Origin of the sequence: Streptomyces sp. NPDC048142 (assembly GCF_043202835.1) — a bacterium.
GTDB lineage: Bacteria > Actinomycetota > Actinomycetes > Streptomycetales > Streptomycetaceae > Streptomyces.
This window is the reverse complement of sequence record NZ_JBIDBC010000036.1, coordinates 39,838-54,596: the sequence shown is the minus strand read 5'-3', so window position 1 is coordinate 54,596 and position 14,759 is coordinate 39,838. Positions and strand designations below refer to the sequence as shown.

Here is a 14,759-nt window from a genome sequence, read left to right as displayed (position 1 = left end):
CTTGGGTGGTGCCGCCGCCCGGCCGTCTCGGCAGCGAGTGTTTGAGCAGGATACGACGCACCGCGAAGATCCGCGCGACGGTCCCCGCAACATCTCTGAGCTGATCGGGTGGGACGTGGAGTGCCTGGGGTGATGGTGTGACGCCCCTGTGCAGGGTGTGGCCGGAAGCAGCCTCCCGCCGTCGCTGTTACCCTGGTAGCCCGTGGACCGGTGGTCGTTCGCGAGAGCGGACGAGGCCCCCGAACCGCAGCGACGGCACCCCCGGAATCTCCGGTCGGGCGGCCGGTACGCACCTCAGAACCGCGACCACGGGAGCCCCCTTTGGCTATGCAGCCCACATCCACGACGACCAAGCACATCTTCGTCACCGGGGGTGTCGCCTCCTCCCTCGGCAAGGGTCTGACTGCCTCCAGCCTGGGTGCCCTGCTCAAGGCACGGGGCCTGCGGGTCACCATGCAGAAGCTCGACCCCTACCTCAACGTCGACCCCGGCACGATGAACCCCTTCCAGCACGGCGAGGTGTTCGTCACCAACGACGGCGCCGAGACCGACCTGGACATCGGCCACTACGAGCGTTTCCTCGACGTCGACCTCGACGGCTCCGCCAACGTGACGACCGGCCAGGTCTACTCGCAGGTCATCGCCAAGGAGCGGCGCGGCGAGTATCTGGGCGACACCGTCCAGGTCATCCCGCACATCACCAACGAGATCAAGCACCGCATCCGCCGCATGGCCACCGACGACGTGGACGTCGTCATCACCGAGGTCGGCGGCACGGTCGGCGACATCGAGTCGCTGCCGTTCCTGGAGACCGTCCGTCAGGTCCGCCACGAGGTCGGCCGGGACAACGTCTTCGTCGTCCACATCTCGCTGCTGCCCTACATCGGCCCCTCCGGCGAGCTGAAGACCAAGCCCACCCAGCACTCGGTGGCCGCCCTGCGCAACATCGGTATCCAGCCGGACGCCATCGTGCTGCGCGCCGACCGCGAGGTCCCCACCGCCATCAAGCGCAAGATCTCGCTGATGTGCGACGTCGACGAGGCCGCCGTGGTGGCCGCGATCGACGCCAAGTCGATCTACGACATCCCCAAGGTGCTGCACACCGAGGGCCTGGACGCCTACGTCGTGCGCAAGCTCGACCTGCCGTTCCGGGACGTCGACTGGACCACCTGGGACGACCTCCTGGACCGGGTCCACAACCCCGACCACGAGGTCACCGTCGCGCTGGTCGGCAAGTACATCGACCTGCCCGACGCCTACCTCTCGGTCACCGAGGCGATCCGCGCCGGCGGCTTCGCGAACAAGGCCCGGGTCAAGGTCAAGTGGGTCACCTCCGACGACTGCCGCACCGCGGCCGGCGCCGCCGAACACCTCGGCGACGTCGACGCGATCTGCATCCCGGGCGGCTTCGGCGAGCGCGGGGTCGACGGCAAGGTCGGCGCCATCCGCTACGCCCGCGAGAACAGGGTCCCGCTGCTCGGCCTCTGCCTGGGCCTCCAGTGCATCGTGATCGAGGCGGCCCGTTCGCTCGCCGAGATCCCCGACGCCAACTCCACCGAGTTCGACGCCGCCACCTCCCACCCCGTCATCTCGACGATGGAGGAGCAGCTCGCCTACGTCGAGGGCGCGGGCGACCTCGGCGGCACCATGCGGCTCGGCCTCTACCCGGCCAAGCTCGCCGAGGGCTCCCTCGTCCGCGAGGCCTACGACGGCCAGCCGTACGTGGAGGAGCGCCACCGCCACCGCTACGAGGTCAACAACGCCTACCGGTCCGAGCTGGAGAAGAAGGCCGGACTGGTCTTCTCCGGCACCTCCCCGGACAACAAGCTCGTCGAGTACGTCGAGTACCCGCGCGAGACGCACCCCTACCTGGTCGCCACCCAGGCGCACCCGGAGCTGCGCTCCCGCCCGACCCGCCCGCACCCGCTCTTCGCGGGTCTGGTGAAGGCCGCCGTCGCGCGCCAGGTCGCCGCCGCGGAAGGCGCGGACGCGTAACACCGAGGCATTACGGTTGACCGGGGTACGGATCCTGCGCGGATCGGTGCCCCGGTTTCCTTTTGGTTCATGGGAGGACGTACATGGGTATCCAGGACACGCCCGAGGAGTGGCAGGTCACCGCGACCGTGACCCCCTTCACCGGCAACAAGACCAGCGTCCGCACCGACCAGGTGGTGATGCCCGACGGATCCGTCCACGGCCGCGACTACCAGGTCCACCCCGGCTCCGTGGCCGTCCTCGCGCTCGACGAGGACGACCGGGTCATCGTGCTGCGGCAGTACCGCCACCCGGTACGCCACCGGCTCTGGGAGATCCCGGCCGGACTGCTCGACATCCCCGGCGAGAACCCCCTGCACGCCGCCCAGCGCGAGCTGTACGAGGAGGCACACGTCAAGGCCGAGGACTGGCGGGTGCTGACCGACGTCTACACCACGCCCGGCGGCTGCGACGAGGCCGTGCGCGTCTTCCTCGCCCGCGACCTCTCCGAGGTGGAGGGCGAGCGGTACGCGGTCTCCGAGGAGGAGGCCGACATGGAGCACGCCCGGGTGCCGCTGCCCGAGCTGGTCCGCTCGGTGATCGCGGGGGACGTGCACAACAACTGCCTGGTCGTCGGGGTGCTCGCGCTCACCGCCGTACGCGCGGGCGACGGCGTCGAATCCCTGCGCCCCGCCGAAGCGCCCTGGCCGGCCCGGCCCTTCGAGGCCTGACGGCCCGTCGGCCACCACAGCCGTTCCCCGGTCGGACGGTCGCAGGACATCGCGATCATAGGAAATGAAGAAATGCTGATCCGATCGGGGGATGTTCCCCCGCGCTCCGCCCCGCTCCGCAGTGATCGTCGTCACCGCTGAACTACGCTCGAAAAGCACCCGGCCGGAGTTCCGGCGGGTACCGCGTGCAGCGAAGTGGAGCGTGGCTCGTGACCGATCAGGCGGTGGACACCAGCGGCCCGGCAAGGGCCCCGGGGACCGAGGAGCCGTCCGGTGCCGCCCCGCCCCGATTCTTCGGCCGCGAACGCGAGTTGAAGACCCTGCGGGCGGACATCGAGCGTGCCGGTCTCGACACCCTGGCCGGCCGCAAGACCCCCCGCGCCCGGGTCCTGCTCATCGCGGGCCGTCCGGGCTCCGGCCGCAGCGCACTCGCCGAGGAACTGGCCGGGGCGCTCACCGGAACCGACGCCGTCCGGGCCGCCGCGTCCGCCACGGGCGCCCTGCCCTGGGCCGTTCCCGGTACGGGCTCCGGCGACTACCCCGACGGGGTGCTCCGGGTCGGCCTCACCGACCCCGGTGGCGGACGCGTCCCCACCGAACGCACCGCCGGCGAGATCCTCGGCCTCCTCGGAGTGGCGGTCCCGCCCGGCGCCGATCAGGACGAGCTGTCCGAGATGGTCCGCGAGGCCCTCGCCGTACGCCGGCTCGTCCTGGTGCTCGACGACGCGGCCGACGCCGAGCAGGTCGACCCGCTGCTTCCGGAGAACCCGGACTGTCTGGTGCTCGCCACCGCGACCGGCCCGCTGACCGGCATCCCCGACGTGCGGCCCTGCACGCTCGGCGGACTGGAGGCGGGCGCGGCGGTGCGGCTGCTGGCCCGCGCCATCGGACAGGTCCGTATCACCGTCGACCCCCGCACCGCGGAGACCCTGTCCGAGGTGTGCGGGGGACAGCCCGCGGCGCTCGTCCTGGTGGGCGGCCTGCTCGCCGCCCACCCGATGGCCTCGGTCGCCGACGTCGCCAAGCAGCTGCGCGAGCTGCCCGAATCCGGCGAGCAGCAGAGCGCCGGGGCCCGCCCGCTGGCCCGCGCGTTCCGGCTCGTCCACGACTCCCTGCCACAGGCCGCCGCCCGGATACTGCGCCTGCTGGCCCTCGCCCCCGCCGGGCTCGCCGACGCCCACACGGCCTCCGCGCTGGCCGGCTGCTCGGTCACCGCCGCCCGCTCCACCCTCGACGACTTCGTGCGGCTCGGACTGGTGCGGACGGACGGTGCGGCCCACCCTCAGTACGCGGTGCCCGGCTGCCTCGCCCCGCTGCTGCGGGCGCTGCTGGAGGACCAGGACCGGCCCGGCGAGATCGAGCTCGCCCGCGCCCGGATGCTGGAGCGGACCGTGCGCCGGCTCCAGTCCTGCCGCGCGGTCACCGAGCCGGAGGGCTCCGCGGCCCGCCGCAAGCTCGCCGGACTGCCCCGGTCGCTGCGTTTCCCGAACGCGGAGGAGGCGGGCGCGTGGCTGCGGGTCCGCCAGCCCGCCCTGCTCGCCTCGGCCCGGCTCGCCGTGGCGGACGGCGAGCTCGACACCCTGGCCCGCCGTCTGGTGGCGGCCCTGGTGCGGGCGCTGGCCGCGCACCGGGGGACGGAGGAGGCCGCCCCCGAGCTGTACGGGCTGCACGGTCTCGTCCTGGACGTGGCGCTGCGCCGCGAGCTGCCCCGCGAGCAGGCGGCCGCCCTGCTGAACCTCGCCGACCTGGACGCCCGCACCGGCCGCACCCGGGACGCGCTGACCCGCTACCGGGCCGCGCTGGACGCCGGAAAGGCCGCGAAGGACCTGTACGCCACCGGCCGCGCGATGGAATCCGTAGGCGGCGCGTACGAGGAGCTGGGGGACTACCACCGGGCCGCCGACTGGTACGGCCGGGCGCTCTCCCAGCGCCTGACCCAGGAGGAGCGGGCGGAGACGGCCCGGCTGTACGGGCGGCTCGGGGCGGTCCACACATACGCCGGGCGCTACGGCGAGGCGCTGCGGAACTGGCGGGCCGCCGCGGCGGGCCACCGCAGGCTCGGCGATCCGGCGGCCCAGGCGCGGGCGCTGAGCGAGGCGGCCCGGGTCCAGGAGTACGCGGGCCGGCCGCACGAGTCGCTCCAGACCTGCCGGGAGGCCGTCGACCTGGCCCGGCGCTCCGGTGACGTGCGGCTCCAGGCGGCGCTGCAGCTGCGGCTGGCCGACACGCTGGACCGGCTCGGGGACCCCGCGGCGGCCAGGCTGCACCGGGGTACGGCCAACGGATTGCTGGGCGAGGAGGCTCCTGCCTGCGAAATCCGTAGTACTTCGACAGAAAGTTAATGCTTTGTAAGGCTAGACAGCGCGAAGTCCTTCATTAGACTGGCTCTGCCGCGTTCCCCCGTGGCGTCTCCCATTTATGCTGTACATATCCGGGTATGCACCGTTGTGCCCGGGTGACCCTCCGAGCCAAGGACCGTGATCGACGTGAAGGTCGGCATCCCCCGCGAAGTCAAGAACAACGAGTTCCGGGTGGCGATCACCCCCGCCGGAGTGCATGAGCTCGTCCGCCACGGCCACCAGGTCGTCATCGAGCACGACGCCGGCGTCGGCTCGTCCATTCCGGACGAGGAGTACGTCGCCGCCGGCGCGCGGATCCTGCCCACCGCCGACGAGGTCTGGGCCACCGCCGACCTGCTGCTGAAGGTCAAGGAGCCGGTCGCCGAGGAGTACCACCGGCTGCGCAAGGACCAGACGCTCTTCACCTACCTGCACCTCGCCGCCTCCCGCGAGTGCACCGACGCGCTGCTGGCCTCCGGCACCACCGCCATCGCCTACGAGACGGTCGAGACCGCGAACCGCGCCCTGCCGCTGCTCGCCCCGATGTCCGAGGTCGCGGGCCGCCTGGCCCCGCAGGTCGGCGCGTACCACCTGATGCGTTCCGTCGGCGGCCGCGGTGTGCTGCCCGGCGGCGTCCCCGGCACCGCGGCCGGCAAGGCCGTCGTCATCGGCGGCGGCGTCTCCGGCTGGAACGCCACCCAGATCGCCGTGGGCCTCGGCTTCCACGTCACGCTGCTCGACCGCGACATCAACAAGCTCCGCGAGGCCGACAAGATCTTCGGCACCCAGGTGCAGACCGTCGTCTCCAACGCCTTCGAGCTGGAGAAGGCCGTCGTCGAGGCCGACCTCGTCATCGGCGCCGTGCTGATCCCCGGAGCCAAGGCCCCGAAGCTGGTCACCAACGAGCTCGTCGCCAAGATGAAGCCCGGAAGTGTACTTGTCGACATTGCAATCGATCAGGGCGGCTGCTTCGAGGACTCGCGTCCGACGACCCACGCCGAGCCGACCTTCCAGGTCCACGACTCGGTCTTCTACTGCGTCGCCAACATGCCCGGCGCGGTGCCCCACACCTCCACCTACGCGCTCACCAACGCGACGCTGCCCTACATCGTGGAGCTCGCGAACCGCGGCTGGGCCGACGCCCTGCGCCGTGACGCCGCGCTCGCCAAGGGCCTCAACACCCATGAGGGCCAGGTGGTTTACCGTGAGGTGGCCGAGGCGCACGACCTCCCGCACGTCGAGCTGAGCACGCTCATCGGCTGACGGGTCAACCTCCTCCGTCAACATCGCACGTCCGGCCGGACCTTGCCGAGCAAGGTCCGGCCGGACGTGTATCGGGCCCTGTGGGGCCCTTGCGCAACTCGCGCCGAACGTAACCCTTTACCCGTTTCGTGCTGCGGTGAAATGTGCGGCTTGGCCGCTGTGCACCCTTGACAGCGAGGCGTTCGATTGCCGACACATCGGGCCGGGTCCGGCGGATTGTGTTGCTGCGGACCGGTGACACGCCATAGAGTCGCCAATCGTCGGCATGGTGCCACGCTGACCTATCGATAAGTTTCCTGGTCACGTCCAAGGAGGTAAGACGACTTGTGAATGAGTCGACAATTACTCCCGGGGGTGGTCAACCAGGGATGCCCGCACGGGGTCTGAGCCCGATCGGGCTCGAAGCTGTCGGCTCCGTCGCTGTCCGCACCTTCGCCACCCAACAGCACATGACGACAGCCCCCCAGATGATGGACGGCCTACACGTGAACGCCACGGCCGGCAACGAGAGCAGCCGGGACACCGACCGCTTCGCCGACTTCGCCGAGGTGCCCGAGGGGCACTTCTACGACCCCGACGCCGAGTACGAGCCCGATCCGGAGTACGCGGCCACCCTCGCGCCCGACGCCGCGCGTCAGCGCCGCGAGCGCATCGGCCCGACCGGACGGCCGCTGCCGTACTTCCCGATCCCGGGCCCCCTGACCGACCACGGCCCCGCGAAGATCATCGCGATGTGCAACCAGAAGGGCGGCGTCGGCAAGACCACGTCGACCATCAACCTGGGCGCCGCGCTCGCGGAGTACGGACGCCGGGTCCTGCTCGTCGACTTCGACCCGCAGGGCGCGCTCTCCGTCGGCCTCGGGGTCAACCCGATGGAGCTGGACCTCACCGTCTACAACCTGCTCATGGAGCGGGGCATGGCGGCCGACGACGTCCTGCTCAAGACCGCGGTCCCCAACATGGACCTGCTGCCCAGCAACATCGACCTCTCCGCGGCCGAGGTGCAGCTCGTCAGCGAGGTGGCCCGCGAGTCCACGCTCCAGCGCGCCCTGAAGCCGCTGATGGCCGACTACGACTACATCGTGATCGACTGTCAGCCCTCCCTCGGTCTGCTCACCGTGAACGCCCTGACGGCCGCTCACAAGGTCATAGTGCCGCTGGAGTGCGAGTTCTTCGCGCTGCGCGGGGTGGCGCTGCTCACCGAGACCATCGAGAAGGTCCAGGAGCGACTCAACCCGGAGCTGGAGCTCGACGGCATCCTCGCCACCATGTACGACTCCCGCACGGTGCACAGCCGCGAGGTCCTGGCGCGTGTCGTCGAGGCCTTCGACGAGCACGTCTACCACACGGTCATCGGGCGCACGGTCCGCTTCCCGGAGACCACGGTCGCCGGTGAGCCCATCACCACCTACGCCTCCAACTCGGTCGGCGCGGCCGCCTATCGCCAGCTCGCCAGGGAGGTGCTCGCCCGGTGTCACGCCGAGTGAGTCTGCCGGGGGCCGACGAACTGTTCCGTACCACCGGAGGCGGGATGGGCCTCCAGCCGTCCTCCCCGGCCGAGCGGCGGCGCAAGGCGAACAGCGAGCCACGGGTGCCCGCGCCCGCGGGGGAGAGCGATCCCTCCGGCCAGGCCCCGTCCGCCGACCGTGAGGAGCACACCGCGGCGGACGCCGACGGCGGCGACGCGCGCGGCCGAGGCGGCGAGGGCGAACGCTCCCCGTCCGCCAAGGCCGGCTCCGGCGAGCATTCCGCGCCCTCCGCCGCCCCGGCCGAGCAGGCCCCGGCGGTCCAGCAGCAGCGCAGGCGCGGCGCCGGACGCGGCGCGAACCGCCGCCCCAGCGGCCGGGAACGCCACGACGAGAAGATCACGGTCTACGTCTCCGCCGAGGAGCTGATGGACCTCGAACACGCCCGGCTCGTCCTGCGCGGCGAACACGGCCTCGCCGTGGACCGCGGCCGCATCGTCCGCGAGGCGGTGGCGGTGGTCCTGGCCGACCTGGAGTCCCGGGGCGACGCGAGCATCCTCGTACGGCGGCTGCGCGGCCGCTGAGCGGCACGGCGCGGGTAGCCTGCCCTAGGGCCTGTCGTCACATTCCCGCCTGCCGGGCGACGCCTGGCACGCACGCTCGCGGCGTTGCCGAAACGGCCAAGTAGCTCCGCTACGAGACCATCCCGGCGCCTTGCGATCGCACGCACCAGACGCCGCCCGGCCGCCCTTCGGGCGACGACGGGAATGTGACGACAGGCCCTGGGCCCGCCGACCGGCGCGACCCGTCCGCGCCGCCGCCCCACCCCTGGACCACCATGCTCACGCCCGCCGACCCCGCTGCCCCGCGCCGCCGTGCCCTGGGGCGGGGGCCGGGGGAGGGGCCGCCGCCGCCAGTGGAAGCGGTGGAGGCGCCCGCGGAGCCCGTACGGGCAGAGCCGGAACCCGTACGGGCAGAGCCGGAAGCCGTACACGAGACGGCACCTGTTCCGGAGCCGGAGCCGGACGGCAGGCGTTTCACCGTTCGGCTGGTGAACTTCGAGGGTCCCTTCGATCTCCTCCTCCAGCTGATCTCCAAGCACAAGCTGGACGTGACCGAGGTCGCCCTGTCCAAGGTCACCGACGAGTTCATGGCGTACATCCGTGCCATGGGCCCCGACGGGGACCTCGACCAGACCACCGAGTTCCTCGTCGTCGCCGCCACGCTGCTCGACCTCAAGGCCGCCCGGCTGCTGCCCGCCGCCGAGGTCGAGGACGAGGCGGACCTCGCGCTCCTGGAGGCGCGGGACCTGCTCTTCGCGCGGCTGCTCCAGTACCGCGCGTACAAGCGGATCGCCGAGATCTTCCAGGGCCGCCTGGAGTCGGAGGCCCGGCGGTACCCCCGTACCGTCGGCCTGGAGGACCACCACGCCGAACTGCTGCCCGAGGTGGTCATCAGCATCGGGCCCGAGGGTTTCGCGAAGCTCGCGGTCAAGGCGATGCGGCCCCGGCCCGAGCCCCAGGTGTACGTGGACCACATCCACGCTCCGCCGGTCAGCGTCCAGGAGCAGGCGGGCCTCGTGGTGGAGCGGCTGCGCGGGGCCGGGGCGGCGGTGAGCTTCGAGGTGCTGACCGAGGACGCGCCGGACACCCTGACCGTGGTCGCCCGCTTCCTGGCCCTGCTGGAGCTGTACCGCGAGAAGGCCGTCACCCTCGACCAGGACGAGGCGCTGGGCGACCTGCTGGTGGCCTGGTGCGGCGGGGCGGACGCGGAGCCGGTGGTGACGGACGAGTTCGACCAGGACGTCGACGGAACGGCTGAAGAAAAGGACGTACGGGAATGAGCGAGCAGCCGGCTCAGGAGGACGGCGGGCCGGACGAGGAGGGCGTGGTTGCCGCGCTCGATCTGAAGCCCGCCCTGGAGGCGGTCCTCATGGTCGTCGACGAGCCCGCCACCGTCGACCATCTGGCCAAGGTGCTCCAGCGGCCCCGCAGGGCCGTGGCGGACGCGCTGCGGGAGCTTGCCGACGAGTACACCGCGCAGCGCCGCGGCTTCGACCTGCGGCTCGTCGCGGGCGGCTGGCGGTTCTACACCCGCCCCGAGTACGCGGCGGCCGTGGAGGGCTTCGTCCTGGACGGCCGGCAGGCGCGGCTCACCCAGGCCGCGCTGGAGACCCTGGCGGTGGTCGCGTACCGGCAGCCGGTGAGCCGCTCGCGGGTCTCGGCGGTGCGCGGAGTGAACTGCGACGGCGTCATGCGGACCCTCCTCCAGAGGGGCCTGGTGGCGGAGGCGGGCGCGGAACCCGAAACAGGTGCGATCCTGTACAGGACGACGAACTACTTTCTGGAGCGAATGGGCCTGCGCGGCCTGGACGAGCTCCCGGAGCTCGCGCCCTTCCTCCCGGAGGCGGACGCGATCGAGGCTGAGACGCTAGAGGGTGTGCCGTCGTTCGATCCGGACGCACCGGACACCCCGGATACTCACGCAGACGACAAGACGGAATTTTGATGCGAAGCAGTGGCAGTAACAGCGGAAGCGGCAACGGCGGGGGCGGCGGCCGGAGCAGCGGCGGCGGCAACCGGAACCCCCGGAGCGGCGGTGGCGCGGGGAGCGGCGGCCGCAGCGGCGGCGGGTCCTTCCGCCAGGGCCAGGGCGGCGGTCCGGGCGGACGCCCCGGCGGCCAGGGCGGCGGCGGACGCGGCGGCAGCAGCCAGGGCGGGCGGCCCGGAGCCTCGGGCGGCCGGCCCTCCGGTCAGGGTGGCCGCCCCTCCGGTCAGGGCGGCCGGCCCACCGGCCAGGGCGGGCGCGGCGGCAGCCAGGGCGGCCGTCCCGGCGGCCAGGGCGGACGTCCGGGCTCTCAGGACGGGCGCACGAGCTACCAGGGCGGGCGAGACAGCTACCAGGGCGGCCGTGACAGCTACCAGGGTGGCCGTGACAGCTACCAGGGTGGTCGGGACGAGGAGCAGCGTCTCCGCCGTCCCCGCCCCGAGGAGCGCCGCTACGACGTCGGCAACGACGCCCCCGGCGCCCGGTCCGAGCAGGAGGGCCCCCGCAAGGGCCGCGGCTCGGCGGCCCGCGGCGGCGCCAAGGGCGGCCCGAAGCCCGCACAGGGCGGCGGCCGCAGCGGCGGCTTCCGCCGTGCCGCCCCCTCGCGCCCCCGCGAGCTGGACGCCAAGATCGAGCAGCGCAACCGCGACCGGTATGCGAACAAGCCCGAGATCAACCTCCCCAAGACCCACCCGGGCGCCGAGCAGGAGGGCGAGCGGCTGCAGAAGGTCCTCGCCCGCGCCGGCATGGGCTCGCGCCGGGCGTGCGAGGAGCTGATCGAGCAGTCCCGCGTCGAGGTCAACGGCGAGATCGTCGTCGAGCAGGGCATGCGCGTCGACGTGCACCAGGACGAGATCAAGGTCGACGGCCTGACGGTCGCCGCCCAGTCGTATCTCTTCTTCGCGCTGAACAAGCCCGCCGGGGTCGTCTCCTCGATGGAGGACCCGGACGGTCGTCAGTGCCTCGGCGACTACGTGACCAACCGCGAGACGCGGCTGTTCCACGTCGGCCGGCTGGACACCGAGACGGAGGGCATCATCATGCTCACCAACCACGGTGAGCTGGCCCACCGCCTCACGCACCCGAAGTACGGCGTGAAGAAGACCTACCTGGCCGCCATCCAGGGCCCCCTGCCGCGCGACCTCGGCAAGCGGCTCAAGGACGGCATCCAGCTGGAGGACGGCTACGCCCGCGCCGACCACTTCCGCGTCGTCGAGAACACCGGCAAGAACTACCTGGTCGAGGTGACCCTCCACGAGGGCCGCAAGCACATCGTGCGCCGGATGCTGGCCGAGGCGGGCTTCCCGGTCGAGCGGCTCGTGCGGACGTCCTTCGGGCCGATCCCGCTGGGCGACCAGAAGTCCGGCTGGCTGCGCCGCCTCACCAACACCGAAGTCGGCATGCTGATGCGCGAGGTCGGCCTCTAGCCGCACCCGACGCCGTATTCCCAGGCCCGCGGCCGGTATCTGTTCGGAAAGTTCGAACAGAACCGGCCGCGGGCCTTTTGCCGCCCCCGTCCAGCCTTTATAGTCAGAGTGACTATTAAAGGGAGGTGGGCGTGAGTCTCGCGGACGTACTCGATCCCCTGCGACAGCCCCTGGTGACGATCCTGGACACCCCGGTCAGCCGGACCGAGCCGCCGGGCTTCGGCAGCGGAGCGCTGTGCGTCCGGCTCGTGGCCCGCCGGCACCTCGCCGACCGGCCGATCCGCATCGCCGGCCACGTCTTCGCCCTCTGGATGACCGACCGCTTCCGCGTCGAACCCACCCGCACCGGAAGGCGGTCCATCGACATCACCGGCCCGCCCGAGGCGCGGCCCGGCGCCGCTGCCACCGCCGTCGACGGACTCCTCGCCACCGGCCGGGACTTCGCCGCACCCCTCCCGGAGCAACGATGAGCACCCCCGACACCGAGGGCTACGACCCGCACGCCTTCGCCCCGTTCGCGGTCACCGTCGACCTCGCGGTCTTCACCGTCCGCGAGGCCCGGCTGCACGTACTGCTCGTCGAACGCGGCCAGGAACCCTTCCGGGGCCGGTGGGCGCTGCCCGGCGGCTTCCTGCTGCCCCGCGAGTCCGCCGAGGACGCCGCCCGCCGCGAACTCGCCGAGGAGACCGGCCTCGGCCCCGGCACCGTCGGCGCCCTCCACCTCGAACAGCTGCGCACCTACACCGCCCCGGACCGCGACCCGAGGATGCGGGTCGTCTCCGTCGCGTACGCCGCACTCCTGCCGGACCTGCCCGAACCGCGCGGCGGCGGCGACGCGGCGAGCGCCCGCTGGTGGGACGCGGACTCCACCGGACCACTGGCCTTCGACCACGACCGGATCCTCGCCGACGCCCACGACCGGATCGGCGCCAAGCTCGAATACAGCTGCCTGGCCACCGCGTTCTGCCCCGACCGGTTCACCCTCGGCGAGCTCCAGCAGGTCTACGAGACCGTCTGGGGCGTCGAGCTCGACCGCCCCAACTTCCGGCGCAAGGTCCTGAACGCGCCCGGCTTCGTGCAGGCCGTCCAGGGCCCGCCGCGCCGCACCGGCGGCCGGGGCAAACCGGCCGCCCTCTACCGGGCGGGCGAGGCCACGGCCCTGCACCCGCCGCTCCTGCGCCCGCCCCGGCCGGACGCCCCCGCAGACCCGTCGTACTCCGCACCGGAAGGACGAGACGGATGACACCGGAAGGACGAGAGATGACCATCGCCACCCCGCCCCTCACCAAGCAGGCGGCCACCGGCGTGCTGACCGGGCTCGCGCTCGGCGACGCCCTGGGCTTCCCCACCGAGTTCGACGACGTGCCCTCGATCCTCGCGAAGTTCGGCCCCTGGCGGCAGCTGCCCCTGCTGACGCCCGCCGTCGTCTCCGACGACACCCAGATGACGATCGCGCTGGGCCGCGCCATCCGCACCGCCATGGACAGCGGACTGCTCACCCCCGAACGGCTGGTGGGCCCGGTCCGCGAGGAGTTCGTCGCCTGGTACCACTCGCCGGACAACAACCGGGCCCCCGGCAACACCTGCCTCACCGCCTGCCGCCTGCTCGAATCCGACCGGGTCTGGCAGGAGGCCAGCCAGACGCACTCCAAGGGCTGCGGCGCCAACATGCGGGTCGCCCCCGTCGGTCTGGTCCCCGGCCTCAGCGAGGAGCAGCGCGCCGGCGCCGCCCAGCTGCAGGCCGCCCTCACCCACGGCCACCCCACCGCCCTGGCCGCCTCCGACCTGCTGGCCCGCGCGGTGTTCCTGCTCGCCCAGGGCGCCGAACCCCTCGGCCTGATCGGCCGGCTGCGCAGTTACGCCTACGACAACCGGGGCCGCTATCACACCCGCTGGCTCGGCGACCTCTGGCGCCACGCGGGCGACGCCACCCCGCAGGCGTACATCCAGCGCGGCTGGGACGAGTGCCTGACCGCCCTGGGAGACGTCCAGGACGCGCTGCGCGACCCGTCGCCGGAGACCGACCCGTGCGAGCGGACCGGAGACGGCTGGGTCGCCGAGGAAGCCCTCGCCTCCGCCCTGCACTGCTTCCTGCTCTTCCCCGAGGAGCCCGTCACCGCCCTGCGCCGGGCCGCCTGCACCCGGGGCGACTCCGACTCCATCGCCTGCCTGACCGGGGCGCTGGCCGGGGCGCACCTGGGCGCGGCGGCCTGGCCCAAGGAGTGGTCCGAGCGCATCGAGTACCGCAGCGACCTGCTGTCCCTCGCGGCGCTCTGGGACGCTTGATCACCCCTGGCTGCGCGCCGCCGAGGCCCGCCGGGTCCGGACGAGGAAGTCCTCCACGGCCGCCCGGTCGGGTTCCGGCGGCAGCGGGGAGCGGGCCGCGGCCCGGTCGTTCTCCTCGCCGAGGCGGTCCATCCGGCGCTCCACCTCCGGCCAGGCCACCTCCCCCCGCTTCACCGCGAGCAGCCCCTCCCGGGCCTCGCCGACGTCGATGCGCAGCTCGCCCGTACGCAGCAGGTCCCGGCTGCTCGCCAGCAGCCGCAGCAGATGCATCGCGTGCTTCCAGCGCGGCCGGCCATGGATCCGTACGTCCGCCTCCAGCTTCTTCCGCTGACCCAGCGCGTACCGGACGAACGTGCCGTGCGCGAGCCGGGAGAGGAACGCCCCGCGCAGTGCCAGCAGCTCGCGGCCGGTGCCGTCCACGGACTCCACCAGCGGGGAGTGCAGGCACTCCAGCACGTTCGGGTTGGCCCGCAGCGCCAGCTCGCAGAAGCGTTCCAGCTCCCAGGAGAACTGCTCCGGCGCGGGGCCCTCGACATGCGTCGGCGGCTTCTCGAAGCGCCAGAACAGCGGGGTGGGCGCGAGGAACACCCCGCGCCGGTCCGTATCGCTGTCCTCCGTGGCCAGCCCGAACGCGCGCGAGCCCATCACGCAGGCGTAGACCGTGTGGTCGCGTACGAGTGCCTCGTCGGCGGCGGTGATCATGGCCGCGAGGCTACCGGTCCCGGC

General features: G+C 72.6%; 12 protein-coding genes and 1 pseudogene. 12 read left to right on the top strand and 1 reads right to left on the bottom strand.

The annotated features are described in order from the left end of the window. The first annotated feature begins 327 nt into the window (after window positions 1-327). The 12 genes and pseudogenes from ACGF2Y_RS31605 to ACGF2Y_RS31550 all read left to right on the top strand — a co-directional run bounded on the left by ACGF2Y_RS31605 (window position 328) and on the right by ACGF2Y_RS31550 (window position 14,033). Window positions 328-1,995 carry a CTP synthase gene (locus ACGF2Y_RS31605; RefSeq protein WP_392954572.1) on the top strand — a complete coding sequence of 556 codons (1,668 nt, stop codon included), beginning with the start codon at window positions 328-330 and terminating at the stop codon, window positions 1,993-1,995. 83 nt (window positions 1,996-2,078) lie between these two features. Beyond that, window positions 2,079-2,705, top strand: coding sequence for an NUDIX domain-containing protein (locus ACGF2Y_RS31600; protein ID WP_392954570.1), 627 nt, complete (start codon window positions 2,079-2,081; stop codon window positions 2,703-2,705). 209 nt (window positions 2,706-2,914) lie between these two features. Beyond that, window positions 2,915-5,047, top strand: coding sequence for a tetratricopeptide repeat protein (locus tag ACGF2Y_RS31595; RefSeq protein WP_392954568.1), 2,133 nt, complete (start codon window positions 2,915-2,917; stop codon window positions 5,045-5,047). 144 nt (window positions 5,048-5,191) lie between these two features. Then, entirely contained in the window at window positions 5,192-6,307 is a 1,116-nt protein-coding gene (ald, locus tag ACGF2Y_RS31590; RefSeq protein WP_392954605.1) for an alanine dehydrogenase, read from the top strand. Between the two features lie 368 nt (window positions 6,308-6,675). Continuing rightward, on the top strand, window positions 6,676-7,794 hold the full coding sequence (locus ACGF2Y_RS31585; protein WP_003970030.1) for a ParA family protein: 1,119 nt from the start codon (window positions 6,676-6,678) through the stop codon (window positions 7,792-7,794). Then, window positions 7,791-8,357 (top strand): hypothetical protein, encoded by a 567-nt coding sequence (locus tag ACGF2Y_RS31580; protein ID WP_392954603.1) that lies wholly within the window; start codon window positions 7,791-7,793, stop codon window positions 8,355-8,357. Before ACGF2Y_RS31585 ends, ACGF2Y_RS31580 begins: the two co-directional genes overlap by 4 nt. A 254-nt stretch (window positions 8,358-8,611) precedes the next feature. After that, complete coding sequence (locus ACGF2Y_RS31575; protein WP_392954601.1) at window positions 8,612-9,616, top strand: segregation and condensation protein A; 1,005 nt, start codon at window positions 8,612-8,614, stop codon at window positions 9,614-9,616. After that, entirely contained in the window at window positions 9,613-10,281 is a 669-nt protein-coding gene (scpB, locus tag ACGF2Y_RS31570; RefSeq protein ID WP_392954565.1) for an SMC-Scp complex subunit ScpB, read from the top strand. The genes ACGF2Y_RS31575 and scpB overlap by 4 nt, the downstream gene beginning before the upstream one ends. Continuing rightward, window positions 10,281-11,747, top strand: coding sequence for a pseudouridine synthase (locus ACGF2Y_RS31565; RefSeq protein ID WP_392954563.1), 1,467 nt, complete (start codon window positions 10,281-10,283; stop codon window positions 11,745-11,747). The genes scpB and ACGF2Y_RS31565 overlap by 1 nt, the downstream gene beginning before the upstream one ends. A 131-nt stretch (window positions 11,748-11,878) precedes the next feature. After that, window positions 11,879-12,049, top strand: a pseudogene (locus tag ACGF2Y_RS31560) (nicotinamide riboside transporter PnuC); the annotation flags it as partial. A gap of 164 nt (window positions 12,050-12,213) precedes the next feature. Further along, the gene (locus ACGF2Y_RS31555) at window positions 12,214-12,990 is read left to right on the top strand and encodes an NUDIX domain-containing protein (RefSeq protein WP_392954561.1); all 777 of its coding nucleotides are present in this window, start codon (window positions 12,214-12,216) and stop codon (window positions 12,988-12,990) included. A 17-nt stretch (window positions 12,991-13,007) separates the two neighbouring features. Next, window positions 13,008-14,033 (top strand): ADP-ribosylglycohydrolase family protein, encoded by a 1,026-nt coding sequence (locus ACGF2Y_RS31550; RefSeq protein WP_392954559.1) that lies wholly within the window; start codon window positions 13,008-13,010, stop codon window positions 14,031-14,033. Here ACGF2Y_RS31550 and ACGF2Y_RS31545 read toward each other — a convergent pair whose 3' ends face one another. After that, window positions 14,034-14,735 (bottom strand): DNA polymerase beta superfamily protein, encoded by a 702-nt coding sequence (locus ACGF2Y_RS31545; RefSeq protein WP_392954557.1) that lies wholly within the window; start codon window positions 14,733-14,735, stop codon window positions 14,034-14,036. Between the last annotated feature and the right edge of the window lie 24 nt (window positions 14,736-14,759).

Coding starts and splice junctions, on each gene's coding strand:
- ACGF2Y_RS31600 (WP_392954570.1), top strand. CDS start 2,079: ATGGGTATCCAGGACACGCCCGAGGAGTGGCAGGTCACCGCGACCGTG.
- ACGF2Y_RS31575 (WP_392954601.1), top strand. CDS start 8,612: ATGCTCACGCCCGCCGACCCCGCTGCCCCGCGCCGCCGTGCCCTGGGG.
- ACGF2Y_RS31605 (WP_392954572.1), top strand. CDS start 328: ATGCAGCCCACATCCACGACGACCAAGCACATCTTCGTCACCGGGGGT.
- ACGF2Y_RS31545 (WP_392954557.1), bottom strand. CDS start 14,735: ATGATCACCGCCGCCGACGAGGCACTCGTACGCGACCACACGGTCTAC.
- ACGF2Y_RS31585 (WP_003970030.1), top strand. CDS start 6,676: ATGCCCGCACGGGGTCTGAGCCCGATCGGGCTCGAAGCTGTCGGCTCC.
- ACGF2Y_RS31565 (WP_392954563.1), top strand. CDS start 10,281: ATGCGAAGCAGTGGCAGTAACAGCGGAAGCGGCAACGGCGGGGGCGGC.
- ACGF2Y_RS31550 (WP_392954559.1), top strand. CDS start 13,008: ATGACCATCGCCACCCCGCCCCTCACCAAGCAGGCGGCCACCGGCGTG.
- ACGF2Y_RS31555 (WP_392954561.1), top strand. CDS start 12,214: ATGAGCACCCCCGACACCGAGGGCTACGACCCGCACGCCTTCGCCCCG.
- scpB (WP_392954565.1), top strand. CDS start 9,613: ATGAGCGAGCAGCCGGCTCAGGAGGACGGCGGGCCGGACGAGGAGGGC.